This is a genomic window from Stenotrophomonas sp. YJH_SMC_81, from assembly GCF_059370875.1.
Map to the genome: position 1 here is coordinate 106293 of NZ_JCAFUB010000008.1, position 22008 is coordinate 128300.

The following is a 22008-nucleotide window of genomic DNA, read 5'->3' on the forward strand; positions in this document are numbered from 1 at the left end:
CCCGCGGTCGGCAGCCTCCAGCGGGCGCTGGGTCAGCTGCGCCCGTAGGTATCCTCGAAGCGCACGATGTCATCCTCGCCGAGGTAGCTGCCCGACTGCACTTCGATCAGTTCCAGCGGCAGCTTGCCCGGGTTGCGCAGGCGGTGGGTCACGCCCAACGGAATGTAGGTGCTCTGGTTCTCGCTGAGCAGGATCACTTCATCGCCACGGGTCACCTCGGCGGTGCCGCTGACCACGATCCAGTGCTCGGCGCGATGGTGGTGCATCTGCAGGCTGAGCGTGCCACCGGGCTTGACCGTGATGCGCTTGACCTGGAAGCGCTCGCCGTTGTCGATCGAATCGTAGGCGCCCCATGGGCGATAGACCTTGCGATGCCAGGTGGCCTCGCTGCGGCCTTCGGCCTTCAGCTGTGCCACCACGGTCTTGACCTCCTGCATGCGGTCGGCCTTGCCCACCAGCACCGCATCGTCGGTCTCGACCACGATCACGTCATCGAGGCCGACCATGGCCACCAGGCGCTGGCCGTAGGCATAGGTATTGCGGCAGTCGATGGCGATCACGTCGCCCTGGTGCGCGTTGCCATCGCCGTCCTGCTGCGAGACGTCGCGCAGCGCAGTCCACGAACCGACATCGTTCCAGCCCGCATCCAGTGGAATCACCACCGCGTCGGCGGTCTTCTCCATCACCGCGTAGTCGATCGAATCGGACGGAACGGCAGTGAAGGCGTCCTTGTCCAGGCGGGTGAAGTCGGCATCTCGGCGCGCCTGCTGCCAGGCTTGGCGGCTGCCAGCCAGCATCGCGGGCTGGAAGCGTTCCAGCTCCTGCAGGTAGCGCGAGGCCTTGAACAGGAACATGCCGCTGTTCCAGTAGTACTGGCCGCTGCTGACGTAGCCGGTGGCGGTATCCAGGTCGGGCTTCTCGACGAAGCGCTCGACCGCACGCAGGCCCTGGCCATCGGCGGCCTTGATGTAGCCGTAGCCGGTTTCCGGCCCGGTCGGCACGATGCCGAAGGTCACCAGCTTGCCGGCCTCGGCAGCGCCGGCCGCCGCCTGCACGGCGCTGCGGAACGCAGTCTCGTTGGTGATCACGTGGTCGGACGGCAGCACCAGCAGCAGGGCGTCGGCACCGTCGCGGGTGGCTTCCAGCGCGGCCACTGCGATCGCAGGAGCCGTGTTGCGACCGATCGGCTCGAGGATGATCGCGGCCGGCTCGGCGCCAACCTGCTGCAGCTGCTCGGCGGCGACGAAGCGATGCTCTTCGTTGGCGATCACCAGCGGCCCGCGCGCGGCGATCGGCGCCACGCGCTTCCAGGTGGCCTGCAGCATCGTCAGTTCACCTGCCAAGGGCAGGAACTGCTTCGGATACGCCTCGCGCGAAAGCGGCCACAGGCGCGTACCGGATCCACCGGACAGGATGACGGGCTGGATGCTGCTCATGCGTTCCTCGGTTACTGCTGGATCAGGCGGGAGATGTCGTCGGTGCGTGCCTGCATCAGCGCGGCATCGCCCCGGGCTTCGACATTCAGGCGCAGCAGTGGCTCGGTGTTGGAGCTGCGCAGGTTGAAGCGCCAGTCGCCAAAGTCGGCACTGATGCCATCGGTGTGGTCCAGGGTGGGCGACTGCGCCGCGAAATGCTCCATCACGCGCGCGACGGCGGCCTTGGCATCGGCCACCTTGAAGTTGATCTCGCCACTGCACGGATAGGCGGCCATGCGGTCTTCGACCCACTCGGCCAGCGAGCGCCCGCTTTCGGAGACCAGTTGGGCGATCAACAGCCACGGGATCATGCCGGAGTCGGCATAGGCGAACTCGCGGAAGTAGTGGTGGGCGCTCATCTCACCGCCGTACACCGCGTCTTCGGCGCGCATCTTTTCCTTGATGAAAGCGTGGCCGCTCTTGCACTGTACCGGTACACCGCCGGCCTGCTCGACCATGTCCACGGTGTTCCAGACCAGGCGCGGGTCATGCACGACCTTGCCGCCCGGGTTGCGCGCCAGGATCGCCTTGGCCAGCAGGCCCACCAGGTAGTAGCCCTCGATGAAGCGGCCGGTGTGATCGAAGAAGAAGCAGCGGTCGAAGTCACCATCCCAGGCAATGCCGAAATCGGCGCCGTGTTCGCGCACCGCGTCGGCAGTGGCGGCGCGGTTCTCCGGCAGCAGCGGGTTGGGAATGCCGTTGGGGAAGCTGCCGTCCGGTTCGTGGCAGATGCGGATGAACTCGAACGGCAGGTGCGGTGCCAGCAGGTCGACGATGGCACCGGCGCCGCCGTTACCGGCGTTGACCACCAGCTTCAGCGGCCGCAGCTTGCCAGCGTCGACATAGCTCAGCAGGTGCTGGATGTACGCGCTCTTGTCGTGCCGGGCGCTCTGTCCGGCGCGCGGGGGCTGGGCCTCGGACATGTCGGCGGCGACCGCATCGGAAATTGCGAACAGGCCGGTATCGGAGCTGATCGGGCGCGCGTTCTCCTTGACCAGCTTCATGCCGTTGTAGTCCATCGGGTTGTGGCTGGCGGTGACCATCACGCCGCCGGCCGCGCCCAGATGGTCGGTCTGGAAATAGACTTCTTCCGTGCCGCACAGGCCGATGTCGATCACCTCGCGCCCGGTACCGCGCAGGCCTGCGGCCAATGCATCCTGCAGCGCGGGGCTGGTCAGGCGCACGTCGTGGCCGAGGACCACTGGACCGGGAGCGAGCTGCGCGGCCAGGGCGACGCCGATGCGGCGGGCCAGGTCTTCGTTCAGTTCTTCCGGCACACGGCCGCGGATGTCATAGGCCTTGAAGGCGGGCAGGGGCATTGATCGGGATCCTTGGGGAGCTCAGCCCACGATTGTAGTCCCAGTCCTGTATGGGAATCGTTTCCATGGCGCAACGCCACGTGACTGGCGTCCAAGGGTCAGGTTAGCGTCGACCGCTTGCCCGCTTTACGCAAACGCTTGCCGGGCAGCCCCGGCAACGGCGCCAGCAGCGCCTGCACGTCTTCTTCGCTGAAGCGCGGCCCCGTAGCGCCGCCGCCTTCGAGAATGGAGTCGGCCAGCGTGGCCTTGCGCTCCTGCAGCTCGGCAATCCGTTCTTCGATGCTGCCTGCGGCGATCAGCCGGTAAACGAATACCGGCTGCTGCTGGCCGATGCGATGGGCGCGATCGCTGGCCTGGTTTTCGGCCGCCGGGTTCCACCACGGATCGAAGTGGATGACGGTATCGGCGGCGGTCAGATTCAACCCGACGCCACCTGCCTTCAGGCTGATCAGGAATACCGGCACCTCGCCTTGCATGAAGCGCTGCACCGGCGTGGCTCTGTCCTGGGTGTCTCCGGTCAGAGTCACATAGGCCAGGCCCAGATCATCCAACGCCTGCGCGATCAGCGTGAGCATGCCGGTGAACTGCGAGAACAGCAGGATGCGCCGGCCTTCCTCGACCATCGACGGCAACATGTCGCGCAGCAGCTCCAGCTTGGCCGAACCGGCATTGCGGGCCGGGGCGTCGCCCGGCAGCAGGCGCGGATCGCAGCAGACCTGGCGCAGCTTCAGCAACGCATCCAGCACCACGATATGGCTGCGCGCCAGCCCGCTGCCGCTGATGGCCTCGCGCACCTGCTTTTCCATCGCTGCGCGCACGGTTTCATAGAGATCACGCTGGCCGCCTTCCATTTCCACTGCACGCGTAATGAGGGTCTTGGGCGGAAGCTCTGACGCCACCTGGTCCTTGCGCCGGCGCAGGATGAACGGACGCAGCCGTTGCGCCAGCAAGGTGGCGCGGCGGTGGTCGCTGCCACGTTCGATCGGATGGCGCCAATGCTGGTTGAACTGTTTCTCGCTGCCTAGCAGGCCGGGCAGCAGGAAGTCGAACTGCGTCCACAGTTCGCCCAGGTGGTTTTCCAGCGGCGTGCCGGTCAGGCACAGCCGATGGCGCGCCTGCAGCATGCGCAGGGTGATGGCCGCGCGTGACTTCGGATTCTTCACCTGCTGGGCTTCATCCAGAATCAGCAGATGGTAGGCATGTGCCTGCAGCGCCTGCTCGTCGCGCCACAGCAGAGGGTAGGTGGTGAGTACAAGGTCGTGCCCGGGAATCGCCTCGAACAGCGTTTCACGTGCCGGTCCATGCAGGGTCAGCACGCGCAGGCCCGGGGTGAAGCGTGCCGCTTCGCTCTGCCAGTTGTGCAGCAGCGAAGTGGGCACCACCAGCAGCGCTGGACGGTCCAGGCGGCCGGCTTCCTTCTCGACCAGCACATGCGCCAGCGTCTGTACGGTCTTGCCCAGCCCCATGTCATCGGCCAGCACGCCCCCCAGGCCCTGCTGGCGCAGGTACTGCAGCCACGACAGGCCTTCGCGCTGATAGGGACGCAGCGTTGCCACCAGCCCTGCCGGCGGCGGCACTTCACCCAATGCGGGTGCCTGCATCAGCCGCTGCACCATCGCCTGGGTGTCGCGCCCCCGGAACTGCAGGTGCGCCGTGTCCTGCAGCGCCTGCAGGCGGCCACGGTCAAGCGCAGACAGGCGCAGCGGCGCGCCGCGCTGGGCGAACAGGTCCGCCAACAGGGCCATGATCGGCTTCAGTCGTGCGGCCCGCAGTGCCAGACACGTGTTGTCGCCCGTCGTCAACAGGATGTTCTCATCGTCGCCGATGGCGTCCAGCTGGCCACGCATCCAGCGGGGATCGGACTGCAGCACCTGCTGCAGCAGCGGAACCATCGACACGTTGCGGCCTTCCACCTGAATATCCAGGCCCAGGTTGAACCAGCCCGCATCCGCCGGGTCCGCTTGGATGTCCAGGTCGATCACATCCACCCGGGTGATGCGATGGCGGAAATCGTCGTCCGTCTCCACCTTCCAGCCCAAGGCTTCCAGGCGCGGCACGTCGTCCAGCAGAAACCGTGTCCAGTCATGGGTGCGCAGCTGGAACTGAGGTCCTGCGCCCTCCAATGGCGCCCGCGGAGCCGTGTCGCGATGCAGTCCCACCGTGCGCAGCTCGGCCTCACGCCGTGATTCCTCAGCCAGGTCGCGGGGCAGCAGGGCAAGCTGGCCCTCCGGATCGTGTGCGAACAGGCTCGGATCGTCCAGGAACCGGATGTGCTCGTCGTATTCGAAGGCCACGGTCGCGATATCGGCCCATTGCGAAGCGTCGCCACGGCCAAGCCATGCCGGCCGGAACTCGATCGTATGCAGGCGCAGCACAGGAATCATCGAAGTGATCTGCAGGGTGGGCAGCGTGTCGCTTGCACCGGGGCGCGGCAGCGCAGGGTCGATTTGCTGCAGCATCTGTGCGACCACCGACGCTTCATTGGGTAACAAACTGGGCAGGCTCAGGAACGCGTCGGCGTCTTCGGGCCTGACATCCAGCTGCAGTGGACCGACCTCGCCGGTGACCGGGTCCAGATAGCACGCACTCCGGCCCAGGACCACGCCTCTGGCGCCGCCCTCCACGCTCAACGTGGGTTCCAGCAGCGTCGCGCCCTGCGCCATGTCAACGACCCAGCCCAGTTCGCCGCGGCGTGGAGCGCCCGACCGGGCCAGCACGTCCTGCGTACCACATGAGACCCAGCCATGGCCGCTGGAGACGATCAGCTGCAGGGTGGCCGCGAAGTCGATCCATTCGTCTTTCGTCGCGGGCTGCCGCTGGGTGCGTAGCTGGATCATCACCGCCAGATCAGTCGGGGTGAGGTATGCGGGAGGCTCCAGCAGCAGGTCTGCGGTGATATCCATCCACTTGCCCGGGCTGATCGCACCATCGGCACCGTACTTGACGCGCCGGACCAGCACGGCGGGGCGATGGTTGTAGGTGGACAGTTCGAAGATGACACCGTTCCGGCGTGGCTGGGCCGGCCGGATCCGGGTGCTCTGCCAACGCGAGAGATCCGCCAGCAGTTCAGCACGCGGCGGTTGCGCCAGGTCCTGTTCGGTCAGGGGGCTCTCATCCATGGCCAGCGGTTCCAGCATGTGGGAGACCAGCACCGCCGCCACATGCTTGCAGGCGCGGCCGACGGGGCAGGAGCAGGCACTCTGCAGGCGGCTGCGCGCGGTGCGCATACTGGCGGCCAGATCGATCTCCACGTGGTAGGGATGCCTGGCCGAACCCTGCACCTCGGCCGTCAGCAGGCCCTCGCGAAGTTGCCGGTTGCGCACGCCACCCAGGCACTGCTCGCTTTTCTGCAGTGTCCATTCGTCGATCCAGCGGAACAGGTCTTCGTCAGTGAAGGTCAGCGTCATCGTAGATGGAGGGGCGCAGGCGCTGAGGCACCCTTCTGGGTGGAATCAGCCATTCTACCCAATGCCCGCCCGGTGCTCCGTCAATGCTGCGGCGCATCCAGGCCCTTCGCCGCCCTCCAGCTAGAATGCCGTCATCCTCAACGTGCAGGGTAGTACAGCAATGCAGCAATCGACTTCCGGCGGAAAGCGCGGCAAGCGCTACGCCAGTGCGGCGGAGGCCCTGCAGGGGGTGGTCGCCGATGGCCAGACCCTGGCCGTGGGTGGCTTTGGCTTGTGTGGCATTCCCGAGGCGCTGATCGCTGCGCTGCGCGACAGCGGCGCCAAAGGCCTGACCGTGATCTCCAACAATGCCGGGGTCGATGGCTTCGGCCTGGGCCAGCTGCTGGAAACGCGGCAGATCAAGAAGATGATTTCGTCCTACGTGGGCGAGAACAAGGAGTTCGAACGGCAGTTCCTGGCTGGCGAGCTGGAACTGGAGTTCAACCCGCAGGGCACCCTGGCCGAGCGGCTGCGTGCGGGTGGCGCAGGTATTCCGGCGTTCTTCACTGCCACCGGCTACGGCACGGTGGTGGCCGAGGGCAAGGAAACCCGCGCGTTCGATGGCAAGCACTACGTGATGGAGACCGCGTTGCGCGCCGACGTGGCGCTGGTCAAGGCCTGGAAGGCCGACGAGGCTGGCAACCTGGTGTTCCGCAAAACCGCGCGCAACTTCAACCCGGCCTGCGCGATGGCCGGCAAGGTCTGCATCGTGGAAGTGGAAGAGGTGGTGCCGGTCGGCGCCATCGACCCGGACCAGGTGCACCTGCCAGGCATCTACGTGCACCGCATCGTGCACAACCCGCATCCTGAGAAGCGAATCGAACAGCGCACCATCCGCGCGGAGGGCAACTGACATGGCGTGGACCCGCGATGAAATGGCGGCCCGTGCCGCCCAGGAACTGACCGATGGCGCCTACGTGAACCTGGGCATCGGCCTGCCGACCCTGGTCGCCAACCACATTCCCGAAGGCGTGGACGTGTGGCTGCAGTCGGAGAACGGCCTGCTCGGCATCGGCCCGTTCCCGACCGACGCTGAAGTCGACGCTGACCTGATCAATGCCGGCAAGCAGACCGTCACCGCACGTGCGGGCGCCAGCTACTTCGGCAGCCACGACAGCTTCGCGATGATCCGCGGTGGCCACGTCAACCTGGCCATCCTCGGTGCGATGCAGGTGACCGACAAGGGCGATCTGGCCAACTGGATGGTGCCCGGCAAGATGGTCAAGGGCATGGGCGGTGCGATGGACCTGGTCGCTGGCGTGCAGCGCGTGGTGGTGCTGATGGAGCACACCGCCAAGAACGGCGAGCACAAGATCCTGGCCGAATGCACGCTGCCGTTGACGGGTGTTGGCGTGGTCGACCGCATCATCACCGATCTGGCCGTGTTCGACGTGACTGACAAGGGCCTGCGGCTGGTGGAGGCCGCGCCGGGTGTCAGCGATGACGAGCTGAAGGAAAAGACCGGCGTCGCGTTCCTGCGCGGCTGAAGGTGCAAGGGCGGCCTAAGGCCGCCCTGTTTCTCAGAGGGGTGCCATGCTGTTTCCCCATGACCTGCCCGACGCCGACGTCCAGCACCTGCCGGGCTGGCTGGCCGCTGCCGACTCCGACCGGCTCATGGGGGCGCTGCTGGCCGACGTGCGGTGGGAGGTCCACCGCATCCGCATGTTCGGCAACTGGGTGGACTCGCCGCGGCTGAGCTGCTGGATCGGCGACCCGCAGGCGCGCTACCGCTACTCCGGTGTCGAGTTCGTGCCGCATCCGTGGCCGCGTGTGTTGCAGGCCGTGCGCGAGCGCCTGCAGGCCGAAGGCTACGGCCGCTTCAACAGCGTGCTGCTGAACCGCTATCGCGGTGGCGGTGACTACATGGGCTGGCACAGCGATGACGAGCCGGAGCTGGGACCGGCCCCAGTGATCGCGTCGCTGAGCCTGGGTGCGGCGCGCCGTTTCCTGCTGCGCCGACGCGACGATCCGGCGCGCAAGGCTGAATTCCTGCTCGGCCATGGCGATCTGCTGGTAATGGCGGGGCAGACGCAGAGGTTCTACCAGCACGCGCTTCCGAAGATGGCACGGGTGCAGGGTGAACGGATCAACCTGACGTTCCGCTGGATTGCGCCGCGCTGATCGATCAGCGCGCGACGTTAGGTTGATCGGCCTGCCCGCTCACCAGCGTCCAGCCCACCACATCCTGTGCCAGCTGCTGCAGGCCGCGCTCGAACGCCGCGGTCACCGCCGGTACGTCGGTGCTGCCGACCGGCTGCGCCTGGCGGAAGGTGCGGTCGGCTACCACGCGCTGGTCGGCGACATGGATCAGCTTGGCGTTGACCTCGATCACCACGGTCGGCGTGGCCTGGCCCTGGTAATCCGATTCGAAGCGGCGCACGTCGGTGGACAGCTTGTAGTCGGCGCGGATGCCGGCAGTGCTGCGGGCCACGCCGCGGATGCGGCCGGAATCCTCGAAGCCACGCAGCAGGGTGTCCTCGATCATGTCGGTGGCCGGCTGCGCCCAGCTGGCCCCCTTGTAGATCTCAAGCTGCGACGGCGTCGGCCGCACGTTGATGCGCGGGCTGTCGACCATGCGCGCGGCGCTGGGCTTGGCCAGCACCAGCTGCCAGCTGGCCTGCGGCCACGCGGGGTCCGCCTTGACCTGCACGGACGGTGAGTACAGCGTCACCGCAGTTTTCTCGCTGCTGCCGAGGATGGAGCAGCCGCCCAGCAGGCCGACCATCGAAGCGGCCAGCAGCAGGCGCGGAAGGGGGGGCGTGCTCATTGGGGTTCGAACTCCTTGGGTGCGTCGCGGCCCAGCAGGTAGCGCGCGGGGTTGTTCTCGAGACGGTCGCTGACCCGGCGCAGGTCGCGGATCAGGCCGCGCAGTTCGGTCAGCGTCGGGCCCAGCTGGCCGAGGCCATCGTTGGCGAAGCTGTTGATCGCGGCGCGGTTCTCGCCAAGGATCGAATCGGCATTGCCGGCGGCCGAGTCGAGCTTGGCCAGGGTCGCGTCGAGCTTGTCGATGATGCCGGGCAGCTGCTGCACCAGGTTCCTGTCCAGGCGCTCGATGGTGCCGTTGGTGGTCTTCAGCGTGGTGTCCAGGCTACGGGCGGCATCGCGCGCGCTGAGCAGCAGCGCCTGCGTGCCCTGGTCGCGGTCGGCCAGGCCGCCGCTGATCGTCTCCAGGTTGGCCAGCGTGGCGTTGATCGAGGCCACGTTGCGGTCGCTGAGGATCTGGTCCATGCGCTCGACGATGCGGTTGGCCACATCGGTGATGTTCTGCAGCGCCGAGGGCGTGGTCGGGATGATCGGTGCCGGATCCTTGTTGACCGTGGTCAGCGCCGGCGACTGCGGCGTGCCGCCGCTGAGCTGGATGATCGACGGGCCGGTCAGGCTGGTGATCGCCAGCTTGGCGCGGGTATCGGTCTTGACCGGCGTGTTGGAGTTCAGGCGGATGCGCGCGACCACCTGGCGCGGGTCGTCGGGCACCAGGTTCAGTTCGGTGATCGAGCCCACCGCGATGCCGTTGTACTGCACCGGGCTGCCCACCGACAGGCCGGTCACCGCTTCGCGGAAGACCACGCGGTACTCCTGCCAGGTGCGGTCGGAGGAGTACTTGGCCGCCCACAGGCCGAAGGCCAGCAGGGCCAGGCCGGTGATCAGGGTGAACGCGCCGATCAGCACGTAGTTGGCTTTGGTTTCCATGGCTCAGGCACTCTCGATCTGTTCGCCACGCGCGGCGCGCGCGCGGGGTCCGTGGAAGTATTCCTGGATCCACGGATGATCCAGTTTCTCGATGTCCGGCAGCGGCGCATTGGCCACCACCCTGCGGTCGGCCAGCACGGCGACGCGATCGCAGATGGCGTACAGCGTGTCCAGGTCGTGGGTGATCAGGAACACGGTCAGCCCCAGCGCTTCCTGCAGCGTCTTGATCAGGCGGTCGAACGCGGCCGCGCCGATCGGGTCGAGGCCGGCGGTGGGTTCGTCCAGGAACAGCAGCGGCGGATCCAGCGCCAGCGCCCGGGCCAGGCCTGCGCGCTTGCGCATGCCGCCGGAGAGCTGCGAGGGCAGCTTGTTGATCGCGTCGGCGGGCAGGCCGGCCAGTTTCACTTTCAGCAGCGCCAGTTCGTAGTGCCAGCGCTCGGGCAGTTCGCGGTGGTGTTCCTTCAACGGCACCTGGACGTTCTCACCCACGGTCAGCGACGAGAACAGGGCACCGTCCTGGAACAGCACGCCGGTATTGCGTTCGATGTGCAGGCGGCTCTCGGCGTCGTCGGCACGCGCATCGCGGCCGAGGACTTCGATCTGCCCAGCATCCGGCACACGCAGGCCGAGGATCGAGCGCATCAGCACCGACTTGCCGGTACCGGAGCCGCCGACCACGCCCAGGATCTCGCCGCGGCGCACGTCCAGGTCCAGGTCTTCGTGCACGGTCTGGCTGCCGAAGCGGTTGACCAGACCACGCACGCGGATGGCCAGTTCGTGGCCGTCGTCGTCGCGCATGTCGAGGGTTTCAAGGGGGGCGGATGTGCTCATGTCACCAGTCCATGTGCATGAACCACAACGCTGCGAAGGCGTCGATGATGATCACCAGCGAGATCGTCTGCACCACGCTGGAAGTGGTGCGCTCGCCGACCGACTGCGCGGTGCCCTCGACCTTCAGGCCCTCCAGGCAGCCGATCAGGCCGATCACCAGGGCGAATACCGGCGCCTTCGACAGGCCCACCAGCAGGTGCCGCACTTCCATCGTCTCGTGCATGCGCGCGATGTACATCTGTGGCGGGATGTCGAGGTCGAACGCACCGACGGTGATGCCGCCGGCCAGGCCGGCGATCATCGCGATGAAGGTCAGCAAGGGCAGGGTGACCAGCAGGGCGAGCAAGCGTGGCAGCACCAGCAGGTCGACCGGGTCCAGGCCCAGCGTACGCATCGCATCGATCTCCTCGCGTGCCTTCATCGCACCGATCTGCGCGGTGAACGCGCTGGCGGTACGGCCGGCCAGCACGATCGCGGTCAGCAGCACGGCGAACTCGCGCAGGAAGGCGATGTTGACCAGCTCGACCACGTAGATCTCGGCGCCGAAGTCGCGCAGGATGGTCGAGCCGAGGAACGCGATCACCGCACCCACCAGGTAGGACAACAGCGCCACCAGCGGCACCGCATCCAGCCCGACCTGCTCCATCTGATGCACGGTGGCGGTCAGCCGGAAGCGGCGGGGTTCCTTGACCAGCCGCGCCGCCTTGACCAGGTTCTCGCCGAGGAAACTGCACAGGGCCTTGATGTTGTGGCCGGTGGCGTGGACGCTGACGCCCAGCCGCTCCAGCGCGGCCAGCACGCCGAAATCGCGCTTGGCCTTGGGCCGGTCATCGGCCACTTCCTCGATGGTGCACACCAGCGCCTGGTGGTCCGGGCGGAACTGCAGCGCGTCTTCGTGGAGGTCGGCGCGATGGGCCACGCGCAGCACCTGCAGCACGCCGGCCGAATCCAGCTGCTCGATGCCGGTGGCATCGATGCCGGTCAGCGCGTCGGGAACGCCGCGCAGGACTTCGGCCGCGGCCAGCGCGGTCTTCAAGGTCCAGGTGCCGGACAGGCGGATCAGGCCCGGGTCGTGGGCATCCTGTTCGAGCTGGGGAGCGAGGTTCGGGGTGACGTGGGCCATTCGGGTCGCAGCATAACCGTTCTGTATCGGGCTTCGCGTCGAACTTGGATGAATTTCTCCGGCGGGCCCCAGCGTAGGTAATACTACGGCGCATGTCCGCAGATGCTCACACGATCCCCACACCCCAGGCCACCTACGCACAGCGCGTGGCCTTCGTTTCCGAGATCGCCGGACGCCTGCACAGCTATGGCACCACGGCCCAGCGCCTGGAAACGGCGGTGGTTGCCCTGGCCCGCCAGCTCGATCTGGATTGTGAACCGTGGTCGAATCCCACCGGTATCATCCTCAGCTTCAGCGATCCGGCCCAGGCGATCGGCTCCAGCGACATCACCCGCGTGATCCGCCTGGCACCGGGTGAGAACGACCTGCACAAGCTCAGCGTTGCCGACCACATCGCCGAAGAAGTGTCCAACGGGCGGATGAGCATCGCCCAGGGCCACACTGCGCTGCGCCAGCTGGACAAGGATCCGGGCCGGCGCGGCAAGCTGCGCACCATCCTGTCGTTCACCCTCGGCGCGGCGGGCGTGGCCGGCATGTGGAAGCTGCCGTGGCTGGACATCGCCACCGCCGGTGTCATCGGCCTGATGATCGGCCTGCTCGGCATGGTCACCGATCGCCGCCCGGCCACCCGCGAAGCCGCCGAGGCACTGGCGGCGCTGCTGGCCGGCATGGTCGCCACCCTGGTCGCGTCGTTCATTGGTGCGCTCAACCTCAATACCGTGATCATCGCCTCGCTCGTGGTGCTGCTGCCCGGCATGTCGCTGACCAATGCGGTCAATGAGCTGGCCAGCCAGCACTGGGTATCGGGTACCGCGCGCTTTGCCGGCGCACTGACCACCATCATGAAGCTCAGCGTCGGCGCGATGATCGCGGTGACCCTGGCCGATGTGCTCGGCCTGGACCCGGTGATCCGGGCCGCGCGGCCGCAGGGGCCGTGGGTGGAATGGGGCTCGCTGCTGACCGCCGCATTTGCCTTCGCGATGCTGTTCAAGGCCAATCGCCGCGATTATCCGTGGGTGATCGCCGCCTCGGTGGCCGGTTACGCGATCTCCAAGTTCGGCGGCCACGCCTGGGGCGCGCCGGCCGGCATCTTCCTGTCGGCAATGCTGCTGACCGCCGGTGGCAACCTGTTCGGTCGCCTGGTCGGGCGTCCGGGCGCGATCATCCGCCTGCCGGGCATCATCATGATGGTGCCCGGCAGCACCAGCCTGCGTGGCGTGCTGACCCTGGTCCAGCAGCAGGACGTGGGCGCCGGCCAGAGCGTGTTCCTCACCGTTCTGAACGTGGTGATGGCGCTGGTGGCGGGCCTGCTGTTCGGCAACCTGCTGATGCCGGCGCGCAAGACCCTGTAGAGCCGAGCCCACGCTCGGCTTTGCATATGGATAGCCGAGCGTGGGCGCGGCTCTACAAACAGGAAACGCCGGCTTTCGCCGGCGTTTTTTTATTGCTCCCCGATCCGGCCTCAGGCCTTCTTGATCAGGAAATCTTCCGGCTTCTTGTTGCCCTTGGCGGTCAGTTCAGCCATCCAGCGCGGCTGCTTGCCACGGCCGGTCCAGGTTTCCTTGGGGTTGGCCGGGTTGCGGTACTTCGGGGCAACCTTGCCCAGCTTGCGGCCGGCGGTCTTCGACGGTGCCTTGGCGACCTTGGCCACCTTGCGCGCGCGCGGGGCCGGGGCGTCGCCGAACAGTTCCTCGATGGTGTAGCCCTCGGTCTTGGCCAGCTTGGTCAGCTGGGCGCGCACCTTGGTGATCGGCCGGCGCTTGGCGACGATGGTCTGCTGCTTCTTGGCGGTACGGATCAGGGCGCCCAGCTCGCGTGCTGACAGGCCGGTCAGGTCAATGCTCATTTACGGTTACTCCGGAAACTAATGTGTGGACGGGACAAGCCAGTCCATGGCGTCGGCGGACAGAATAGAGATGAATTAATCACAGCACAAATGCAGGCGGGTCATGGCGTGGCGGCATGCAGACGCTATCGCGGTGATTTTGACCGGATTATGTCCGCTGCAATATAGGGAAAGGCCGCGCGCCAAAAAAAAAAGACCGGGGCAGGCCCCGGTCTTTCCACGTCAGCCCTGCAGTCGCTGCAGCAGGGTGGCCTTGTCCAGGCTCTCCGCCTCGCTGGCGCGGCGCGCGCGGTACTCGTAGGTGCCGGCGGCCAGGCCGCGTTCGCTGACCACCACGCGGTGCGGGATGCCGATCAGTTCCATGTCGGCGAACATCGCGCCCGGGCGCAGGCCGCGATCGTCGAGCGCGGCGTCCAGGCCGGCGTCGCGCAGCTCCTGCAGCAGATTGGCTGCAGCGTCGGCCACAACGGCATCGCCCTTCGGGTTGATCACGCACACCACGACCTGCCACGGCGCCATCGCGTCCGGCCAGATGATGCCGGCATCGTCATGGTTCTGTTCGATCGCGGCAGCCACCACGCGCGAGATACCGATGCCGTAGCAACCCATCGCCATCACCGCCGCCTTGCCGTTTTCATCCAGCACGGTGGCATCCAGCGCTTCGGCGTACTTGCGGCCGAGCTGGAACACGTGGCCGACTTCGATGCCACGGGCGATCTTCAGTTCACCGCCGTCCACGGCACGATCACCGGCACGCACGTTGCGGATGTCGGCCACTTCCGGTTCCGGCAGGTCGCGGCCCCAGTTGACGCCGGCCAGGTGGAAACCGGCCTCGTTGGCGCCGACGACGAAGTCGGCCATTGCCGCCACTTCGCGATCGGCGACCACGCGGATGGCCTTGGCCGGCGCGACTGGGCCGAGGAAGCCTGGCACGCTGCCCAGGTACTCGGCGATTTCCGCCTCGCTGGCGAAGCGCTGCTCGTCCAGCCCGGCCACCTTGGCCAGCTTGATCTCGTTGACCTCATGGTCGCCACGCACCAGCACCAGCACGAACTGCTGTGCCTCGCCTTCGCCGGCGATCAGTGCCACCGACTTCACCGTGCGATGCAGGTCGATGCCGAGCAGGGCCGCGACGTCCTCGCAGGTCTTCTGGGTGGGGGTATCCACCTTGCGCATTGTTTCGGAGGCGGCCGCACGCGGTGCCGGATCGGCGGCGATTGCCGCCTCCATGTTCGCCGCGTAGTCCGAACCGGTGGAGAACACCAGGGCGTCTTCGCCGGAATCGGCGATCACGTGGAACTCCTGCGAAGCATCGCCACCGATCGCGCCGGAGTCCGCCTGCACCATGCGGAAGTCCAGGCCGAGGCGGGTGAAGATGCGGCTGTAGGCCGACTTCATGTTCTCGTACTCGCGCACCAGGCACTCATCGTGCAGGTGGAACGAATAGGCGTCCTTCATCAGGAACTCGCGCGCGCGCATCACGCCGAAGCGCGGGCGGATCTCGTCGCGGAACTTGGTCTGAATCTGGTAGAAGTTCACCGGCAGCTGCTTGTAGCTGGACAGCTCGCTGCGCGCGAAGTCGCAGGCGGCTTCTTCGGCGGTCGGGCTGTAGCAGAACACCTGGTCCTTGCGGTCCTTGATCTTCAGCAGCTGCGGGCCGAACTTCTGCCAGCGGCCGGTCTGCTCCCACAGTTCCTTCGGCTGGATGGTCGGGATCTGGAATTCCACCGCGCCGGCCCGGTCCATTTCCTCGCGAACAATGCGCTCGACCTTGCGCAGCACGCGCAGGCCCAGCGGCGACCAGGTGTACAGGCCCGATGCCAGCTTGCGGATCATGCCCGCGCGCAGCATCAGCCGATGGCTGGTCAGCTCGGCGTCGCTGGGGGTTTCCTTGGTGGTGTGCAGGTGGAACTGGGAGAGGCGCATCGTCGGCTTCGGATAACGGCAGAGACGTCTATTCTGCCAGCCCGGCCGGGGGGAGGGGTATCGGCAGGGCTGCGCCCTGCACCCGCGGTAGTGCCGGCCGCTGGCCGGGCAACCTCAGAAGCAACAGCCGAAGCAACAGCGGGTTATGCGGCTCACGCCCCCGCAACCGGACCCACCCCGCCCAACCCACAGAAAGCCCAGAGCCGGCTGTTGCCCTTGCTGTTGCCTCTGCGGGTGCAGGGCTGCAAGCCCTGCCGATACCCTCATTGTGCTGGGCAGTAGGCCTTGATCGCCGCTTCAGCCAACCCCTTCTGTGCGGTGTGCTGCTCCGGGGTCAACGGGGTATCGGCCTTGCCATCACCATCGGTGTCCTGCATCACCTGGCCACCGCCGTCCAGCAGGGCCAGGTTGGCCCGGGCCGTGCTGCACTGCTCGGGAACCGGCGCGGCCGGGGTCTCGGTGCTGGTCGCGGCCTGCGGGGTGCGGGCCTGCTCGCGGGTCTCGTACTTCTTGCCCGCTGGTGGGGTCTCCGAGTACTGCGTCACGCCATGGGCGTCCTTCCATTTGTACACGGGACCGGCCACGGCGTTGGCACTGGCCAACAGCAGCAGGCATCCAAGGCAGGACAGGGCACGCATGGCAAACTCCACGGAATGGGCGTAGAACGCCGATTGCAGCATTGGCGCCGAGCACTGGCAAGTCGATTAAACTGGATTCCATGGACCCGATCACACCGCCGCCGCGCTCGCGCACGATTTACCTGTTGCCCAACCTGTTCACCACCGCCGGCCTGTTCTCCGGTTTCTACGCGATCATCGCCGCGGCCAACGGGGATTTCGTCAACGCCAGCATCGCCGTGTTCGTGGCGGCGGTGATGGATGGCCTGGACGGGCGCGTGGCGCGCCTGACCGGTACCAGCAGCGAATTCGGCGTGCAGTACGACTCGCTGGCCGACCTGGTCAGCTTCGGCATGGCCCCGGCGCTGGTGATGTACCACTGGTCGCTGTCGTGGCTGAAGTTCGACGATCCGCTCCTCGGCCGCGTCGGCTGGGCCGTGGCCTTCCTGTATGCGGCCTGCGCGGCGCTGCGCCTGGCCCGCTTCAACACGCAGGTGGCGGTGGTCGACAAGCGCTGGTTCGTCGGCCTGGCCAGCCCGGCCGCAGCGGGCCTGATGATGTCCTTCGTCTGGGCGTTTGCCGACGGCAACCTGGGCTGGGATGGCAACCAGCTGCGTTACGTGGCGCTGGCGGTGACGATCATCGCTGCGCTGCTGATGGTCAGCCGTATCCGTTTCTGGAGCTTCAAGGGCGGCGATGCCAAGGGCACCCGTTCGGATCGCGTGCCGTTCCTGGTGCTGGCACTGGTGCCGGTGGCGATCGCGATTGCGGTCATCGACCTGCCGCGCGTGCTGTTCGCGGTCGGCATCCTGTACGCCTTGTCCGGCCCGGTGATGTGGGCCGGGCAGCGCATGCGCAAGAAGCCCGAGGCCGCGTGAGCCAGGACCTGCCCGTGCTGTGGTCACCGGCCCAGCAGGCCTGGCTGCAGGCCATGGGCTATACCGTCTATCACGACGGCCAGCTGGCCGCCGAGCTGGATGCCGCATTGCAGTTGAGCGTGGCCGAAGCCAGTGTTGCTCCGCCGGAGCCGGAGCCGGTGCGGGCTGCTGTGCCGCCGCGCGACGCCCATACCGCGCCCGCGACCGCAGTACGCGCGGAACGCCCGGCACCGCCGCGCCGCGAAACGCCGGTCAGTGCCCCGGATACCGTGCCGGCGGCTGAGCGCCCGCTGCCCAGCGGCAACGCACGCCAGCCGGTGGTACGCCTGCCCGATCGCCTGCAGATCGCATTGCTGCGCGCCTCCGGCTGCAACCCGAACGACCCGGCCACCCAGATGCTGATGGACAGCTGGCCGCTGGACCAGCTGCGCCGCGACCCGGCCGCCAAGCGTGCGCTGTGGCCGCAGCTGCGTGCCCTGCGCAAGCGGGGCACGCCGTGAGCGCGGTAACCCGGCCCGGCCCGGTCAGCCTGCGTGCGCTGCGCGAGAGCGACCTCAATGCCGTGATGGCGATCGAGCTGCGGGGCTATCCGTTTCCCTGGACCCGCGGCATCTTCATCGACTGCCTGCGCGCCGGTTATCCCGGCCTGGCGATGGAGCGTGATGGCCTGCTGGTCGGCTATGGCGTGCTCAGCATCGCCGCGGATGAAGCGCACGTGCTCAACATCTGCATCGATCCACTGGCACAGTCGCGCGGGCTGGGCCGCCAGCTGCTGCGCGCACTGGTGCAGCTGGCAGCCGACCGTGGCGCACAGCGCGTCTTCCTGGAAGTGCGTCCGTCCAATACGCCGGCGCTGGCGCTGTACCACAGCGAAGGCTTCAACGAGATCGGCCGCCGCCCGCGCTACTACCCGGCTGCACAGGGCCGCGAGGATGCAGTGGTGATGGCCATCGAGCTGGTCGACGGCGACCTGCAGGCGATGCCGCCGCTGTGACGCAGACGGGTTGCCGGCCAGCGGCCGGCACTACCAACGCGCCCATCACGCCAGCCGCAACGCCAGCACGCCACCGACGATGAGCGACGCCGCCAGCCAGCGCGCGCGCGGAATCCGCTCACGCAGCAGGAACACCGAGATCAGCAGCGCGAACAGGATCGAGGATTCGCGCAGCGCCGAAATCATTGCCACCGGCGCCTGGGTCATGGCCCACAATGCCATCGCATAGGAGGCGGTGGTGCCGACGCCACCGGCCAGTCCCAGCGGCCAATGCTGCCGCGCATAGTCCAGCACCGCGCCGCCGCGCGTGTACAACGCCCACAGCGGCAGCGGAATGCCCGACAGCAGGAACAACCACAACGTGTAGCTGAGCGCGCTGCCGGACTGGCGCGCACCCTGCGCGTCGACCAGCGTGTAGGTGGCGATCATCGCTGCGGTCAGCAGCGGCAGGCGCAGTTGGCCGCCACGCGCACCCACTGCCATGCACAGGATGCCGGTGCTCACCAGTACCACGCCCAGCCACGCTGCAGCCGGCAATGGTTCACCGAGCAGGGTGCCCGCCAGTGCGACCAGGATCGGCGCGCTGCCACGCATCAGCGGGTAGGCCAGGCTCATGTCGACCTGCTGGTAACAGCGTGCGACCAGCCCGTAATAGGTCACCTGCAACAGCACCGATGCGCCCAGCCAGGGCCAGCTGTGCGCGGCGGGAAAAGGCAGGAAGGGCAGGGCGGCGGCCGACAGCAGCGCGGCGCTGCCGGTGACCAGCACGGTGCCGAGGAACTTGTCCGGCCCGCGCTTGACGATCGCATTCCAGCTGGCATGCAGTGCCGCAGCGGCGAGAACCAGCAGGAAGATCGAAAGAGGCATCCGGCGATGATGCCATGCGGGGGAAATGGAAACGCCGGGCATCGCCCGGCGTTTCCCATTTCGCTTGGGTGGGTGCCAACCTCTCCCGGCGTGGTAGGTGCCAACCTTGGTTGGCACGCACCAGAGCGCGGCGTTACAGCTTCGCGCGCTGTTCGCGCAGGCCGGCCAGCTGGGTGTTCCAGTCAGCCAGGCGCACGCGCTCCTGCTCGACCACGGCCGGCGGCACCTTGTCGGTGAACCTGGCCAGCTTGGTCTCGCTCTTTTCCTGCTCGCCTTCTACGCGCTTGATCTCCTTGTCCAGGCGCGCGCGCTCGGCATCGAGATCGACCAGGCCCTCCAGCGGCACCAGCAGCTTCAGCTCGCCCACGATCGCGGCGGCCGCCGGCGGTGCGCTTTCGCCTTCGGCCAGCCACTGGATGCTGTCCAGCTTCAGCAGGAACGACAGCGAAGCGCTGAAGCGTTCGATACGCACGCGGTCCTGTTCCAGGCCGGCCTGCAGGCGCAGCGGTACCAGCTTGGACGGCGCGACGTTCAGCTCACTGCGCACGCGACGCACCGCGCTGATCACCGCCTTCAGCCATTCCACGTCGGCCTCGGCCTGGGCGAAATCGCCTTCGAACTCGGCGGCGGTCGGGTAGGGGCGCAGCGACAGCGTGGTTTCGGCCAGGCCCAGGCGCGGGGCCAGCTGCTGCCACAGCTGTTCGGTGATGAACGGCGTCAGCGGGTGCAGCAGGCGCAGCAGTGCTTCCAGCACGTACAGCAGGGTGTGGCGGGTGCTTTCGGCATCGGCGGCGTCGGCACCGTTCAGGGCCGGCTTGCTCAGTTCCAGGAACCAGTCGCAGAACGCGTTCCACGCAAACTCGTACAGGCACTGCGCCAGCAGGTCGAAGCGGTAGGCGGCGAAATGCCCCTGTGCCTCGGCGGTGGTGGCGGCCAGGCGGGCGAGGATCCAGCGCTCGGCATCGGTGCGCGGCTTGGGCGCGCCGATGAACGCAGCGCCCTCGGTGTTCATCAGGGCGAAGCGGCTGGCATTCCACAGCTTGTTGCAGAAGTTCTTGTAGCCCTCGGCGCGGTTCATGTCGAACTTGATGTCGCGGCCGTGGGTGGCCAGCGCGGCGATGGTGAAGCGCAACGCATCGGCACCGTGGGCGGCGATGCCGTCCGGGAATTCCTTGCGGGTGGCCTTCTCGATCTTCTCGACCATCTTCGGCTGCATCAGGCCGCCGGTGCGCTTGGCAACCAGATCGTCGATGGTGATGCCGTCGATGATGTCCAGCGGGTCGAGCACGTTGCCCTTGCTCTTGGACATCTTCTGGCCCTGGCCGTCGCGGATCAGGCCGGTGAAGTAGACATCCTTGAACGGGATCTTCCCGACCAGGTTGTCGGTGGCCATGATCATGCGCGCCACCCAGAAGAAGATGATGTCGAAGCCGGTGATCAGCACCGACGACGGCAGGTAGCGGTCGAAGCCACGCTCGGCCATGGCCTGCTCGTTCGGCCAGCCCAGGGTGGAGAACGGCCACAGCTGCGAGGAGAACCAGGTCTCCAGCACGTCGCTTTCCTGGTTCAGCACCACGTCGCTGCCCAGGTTGTGCTTGGCGCGCACTTCCTCTTCGCTGCGACCGACGTAGCAGTTGCCGGTGGCGGCATCGAACCACGCCGGGATGCGGTGGCCCCACCACAGCTGGCGGCTGATGCACCAGTCCTGGATGTTGTTCATCCAGTGGCGGTAGGTGTTGATCCAGTTCGGCGGCACGAAGGAAATGCTTCCGTCCTCGACCAGTTCCAGGCCACGCTTGGCCAGGTCGTCCATCTTCACGAACCACTGGTCGGTCAGGTACGGCTCGATCACCTGGCCGGTACGGTCGCCGCGCGGCACCTGCAGCTTGTGCGCCTTGGTCTCGACCAGGATGCCCAGGTCTTCCAGTTCGGCCAGCACGGCCTTGCGCGCTTCATAGCGGTCCAGGCCCTGGAAGCGTTCCGGCGCATTCTCGTTCAGTGCGGCCACCGGGGTGAACAGGTTGATCATCGGCAGGCTGTGGCGCACGCCGACTTCATAGTCGTTGAAATCGTGCGCCGGGGTGACCTTGACCACGCCGGTGCCGAACGCGCGGTCCACGTAGTCGTCGGCGATCACCGGCACGCGGCGGCCGGTCAGCGGCAGCACCACGCTCTTGCCGATCAGGTGCGCGTAACGCTCGTCTTCCGGGTGCACCATCACCGCGGTATCGCCCAGCAGGGTTTCCGGGCGGGTGGTGGCGACGACCAGGTAGTCGCGGGTTTCGCGCAGGGTTTCCACGCCGTCGGCATCGCGCTCGACGTGCTCGTAGCTCAGGCCTTCGTCCAGCGTGTAGGCGATCGACCACAGGAAGCCGTCTTCCTCGGCGCTCTCCACTTCCAGGTCGGAAATGGCGGTCTTCAGCACCGGGTCCCAGTTCACCAGGCGCTGGCCGCGGTAGATCAGGCCCTGCTCGTACCAGCGCACGAAGGCTTCATTGACCGCCGCCGACGGCTGCGGGTCCATGGTGAAGGTGCTGCGCGACCAGTCGGCGGAGGTGCCAAGGCGACGCATCTGGCGTTCGATGGTGTCGCCGGATTGCTGCTTCCACTCCCAGACCTTGCCGATGAAGCCTTCGCGGCCCAGCGAATCGCGGGTCTCGCCCTTGCCTTCCAGCGCCAGGTTGCGGCTGACCACCATTTCGGTGGCGATGCCGGCGTGGTCGGTACCGACCTGCCACAGCGTGTCGTAGCCGCGCATGCGGTGGTAGCGCACCAGCGCGTCCATCAGGGTCTGCTGGAAGGCGTGGCCCATGTGCAGGGTGCCGGTCACGTTCGGCGGCGGCAGCAGGATGGTGTACGGCTCGCCCGTGCCGGACGGCTTGAAGTGGCCGGCCTTCTCCCAGGCCTCGTAGAGGTCGGTCTCGAAGGACGTCGGGTCGTAGCTGGAGGCGAGTTGGGTCATGCGGGGGAACCAGGAGGTAATCGTTGAAGGATCA

The 22008-nt window shown here is 67.2% G+C and carries 19 protein-coding genes; 7 read left to right on the forward strand and 12 right to left on the reverse strand.

The window, feature by feature from the left end:
* Positions 1-32: 32 nt before the first annotated feature.
* The 3 genes from AC5P8U_RS15960 to AC5P8U_RS15970 form a co-directional block, all read right to left on the reverse strand.
* Positions 33-1436 carry a mannose-1-phosphate guanylyltransferase/mannose-6-phosphate isomerase gene (locus AC5P8U_RS15960; protein ID WP_005415191.1) on the reverse strand — a complete coding sequence of 468 codons (1404 nt, stop codon included), beginning with the start codon at positions 1434-1436 and terminating at the stop codon, positions 33-35.
* Positions 1437-1447: 11 nt separating this feature from the next.
* On the reverse strand, positions 1448-2794 hold the full coding sequence (locus AC5P8U_RS15965; protein ID WP_447897055.1) for a phosphohexomutase domain-containing protein: 1347 nt from the start codon (positions 2792-2794) through the stop codon (positions 1448-1450).
* A gap of 98 nt (positions 2795-2892) precedes the next feature.
* Positions 2893-6201: a DEAD/DEAH box helicase gene (locus tag AC5P8U_RS15970; protein ID WP_111008214.1), complete on the reverse strand. Its 3309-nt coding sequence runs from the start codon at positions 6199-6201 to the stop codon at positions 2893-2895.
* Positions 6202-6361: 160 nt separating this feature from the next.
* Here AC5P8U_RS15970 and AC5P8U_RS15975 point away from each other — a divergent pair, with 160 nt between their 5' ends.
* The 3 genes from AC5P8U_RS15975 to AC5P8U_RS15985 are packed head-to-tail and all read left to right on the forward strand — an operon-like array spanning position 6362 to position 8361.
* Positions 6362-7093 (forward strand): CoA transferase subunit A, encoded by a 732-nt coding sequence (locus AC5P8U_RS15975; protein WP_069139451.1) that lies wholly within the window; start codon positions 6362-6364, stop codon positions 7091-7093.
* Position 7094: 1 nt separating this feature from the next.
* The gene (locus AC5P8U_RS15980) at positions 7095-7727 is read left to right on the forward strand and encodes a CoA transferase subunit B (RefSeq protein WP_069139452.1); all 633 of its coding nucleotides are present in this window, start codon (positions 7095-7097) and stop codon (positions 7725-7727) included.
* Positions 7728-7773: 46 nt separating this feature from the next.
* Positions 7774-8361, forward strand: coding sequence for an alpha-ketoglutarate-dependent dioxygenase AlkB family protein (locus AC5P8U_RS15985; RefSeq protein ID WP_495214232.1), 588 nt, complete (start codon positions 7774-7776; stop codon positions 8359-8361).
* 4 nt (positions 8362-8365) lie between these two features.
* On the opposite strand, the gene AC5P8U_RS15990 is transcribed toward AC5P8U_RS15985, so the two are convergent.
* From AC5P8U_RS15990 to AC5P8U_RS16005, 4 genes are read right to left on the reverse strand one after another with little or no spacing between them, the layout of a single operon-like run.
* On the reverse strand, positions 8366-9007 hold the full coding sequence (locus AC5P8U_RS15990) for an ABC-type transport auxiliary lipoprotein family protein (protein ID WP_151354777.1): 642 nt from the start codon (positions 9005-9007) through the stop codon (positions 8366-8368).
* Complete coding sequence (locus AC5P8U_RS15995; protein ID WP_088496891.1) at positions 9004-9930, reverse strand: MlaD family protein; 927 nt, start codon at positions 9928-9930, stop codon at positions 9004-9006. Before AC5P8U_RS15995 ends, AC5P8U_RS15990 begins: the two co-directional genes overlap by 4 nt.
* 3 nt (positions 9931-9933) lie before the next feature.
* Complete coding sequence (locus AC5P8U_RS16000; RefSeq protein WP_227837902.1) at positions 9934-10761, reverse strand: ABC transporter ATP-binding protein; 828 nt, start codon at positions 10759-10761, stop codon at positions 9934-9936.
* Between the two features lies 1 nt (position 10762).
* Entirely contained in the window at positions 10763-11884 is a 1122-nt protein-coding gene (locus AC5P8U_RS16005) for an MlaE family ABC transporter permease (protein ID WP_065179137.1), read from the reverse strand.
* 92 nt (positions 11885-11976) lie between these two features.
* On the opposite strand from AC5P8U_RS16005, the gene AC5P8U_RS16010 reads away from it, so the two are divergent.
* Entirely contained in the window at positions 11977-13236 is a 1260-nt protein-coding gene (locus tag AC5P8U_RS16010; RefSeq protein ID WP_046428410.1) for a threonine/serine exporter family protein, read from the forward strand.
* A 110-nt stretch (positions 13237-13346) separates the two neighbouring features.
* On the opposite strand, the gene AC5P8U_RS16015 is transcribed toward AC5P8U_RS16010, so the two are convergent.
* From AC5P8U_RS16015 to AC5P8U_RS16025, 3 genes are all read right to left on the reverse strand, one after another.
* Entirely contained in the window at positions 13347-13730 is a 384-nt protein-coding gene (locus AC5P8U_RS16015; RefSeq protein WP_005415203.1) for an H-NS histone family protein, read from the reverse strand.
* Positions 13731-13952: 222 nt separating this feature from the next.
* Positions 13953-15656 (reverse strand): proline--tRNA ligase, encoded by a 1704-nt coding sequence (locus AC5P8U_RS16020; protein ID WP_334271896.1) that lies wholly within the window; start codon positions 15654-15656, stop codon positions 13953-13955.
* 263 nt (positions 15657-15919) lie between these two features.
* The gene (locus AC5P8U_RS16025; RefSeq protein ID WP_072168890.1) at positions 15920-16294 is read right to left on the reverse strand and encodes a DUF4124 domain-containing protein; all 375 of its coding nucleotides are present in this window, start codon (positions 16292-16294) and stop codon (positions 15920-15922) included.
* An 80-nt stretch (positions 16295-16374) separates the two neighbouring features.
* Here AC5P8U_RS16025 and pssA point away from each other — a divergent pair, with 80 nt between their 5' ends.
* From pssA to rimI, 3 genes are read left to right on the forward strand one after another with little or no spacing between them, the layout of a single operon-like run.
* Positions 16375-17151, forward strand: a complete 777-nt coding sequence (pssA, locus tag AC5P8U_RS16030) for a CDP-diacylglycerol--serine O-phosphatidyltransferase (RefSeq protein ID WP_111008221.1) — start codon at positions 16375-16377, stop codon at positions 17149-17151.
* Positions 17148-17651: a hypothetical protein gene (locus tag AC5P8U_RS16035; protein ID WP_072168871.1), complete on the forward strand. Its 504-nt coding sequence runs from the start codon at positions 17148-17150 to the stop codon at positions 17649-17651. The genes pssA and AC5P8U_RS16035 overlap by 4 nt, the downstream gene beginning before the upstream one ends.
* A complete protein-coding gene (gene rimI / locus AC5P8U_RS16040; protein WP_049465109.1) occupies positions 17648-18145 on the forward strand; it encodes a ribosomal protein S18-alanine N-acetyltransferase in 498 nt (165 codons plus the stop codon). The genes AC5P8U_RS16035 and rimI overlap by 4 nt, the downstream gene beginning before the upstream one ends.
* 45 nt (positions 18146-18190) lie before the next feature.
* On the opposite strand, the gene AC5P8U_RS16045 is transcribed toward rimI, so the two are convergent.
* Together AC5P8U_RS16045 and AC5P8U_RS16050 are read right to left on the reverse strand one after the other, a co-directional pair.
* Positions 18191-19012: an EamA family transporter gene (locus tag AC5P8U_RS16045; RefSeq protein WP_005415209.1), complete on the reverse strand. Its 822-nt coding sequence runs from the start codon at positions 19010-19012 to the stop codon at positions 18191-18193.
* A 133-nt stretch (positions 19013-19145) separates the two neighbouring features.
* A complete protein-coding gene (locus tag AC5P8U_RS16050) occupies positions 19146-21974 on the reverse strand; it encodes a valine--tRNA ligase (RefSeq protein WP_283785457.1) in 2829 nt (942 codons plus the stop codon).
* Between the last annotated feature and the right edge of the window lie 34 nt (positions 21975-22008).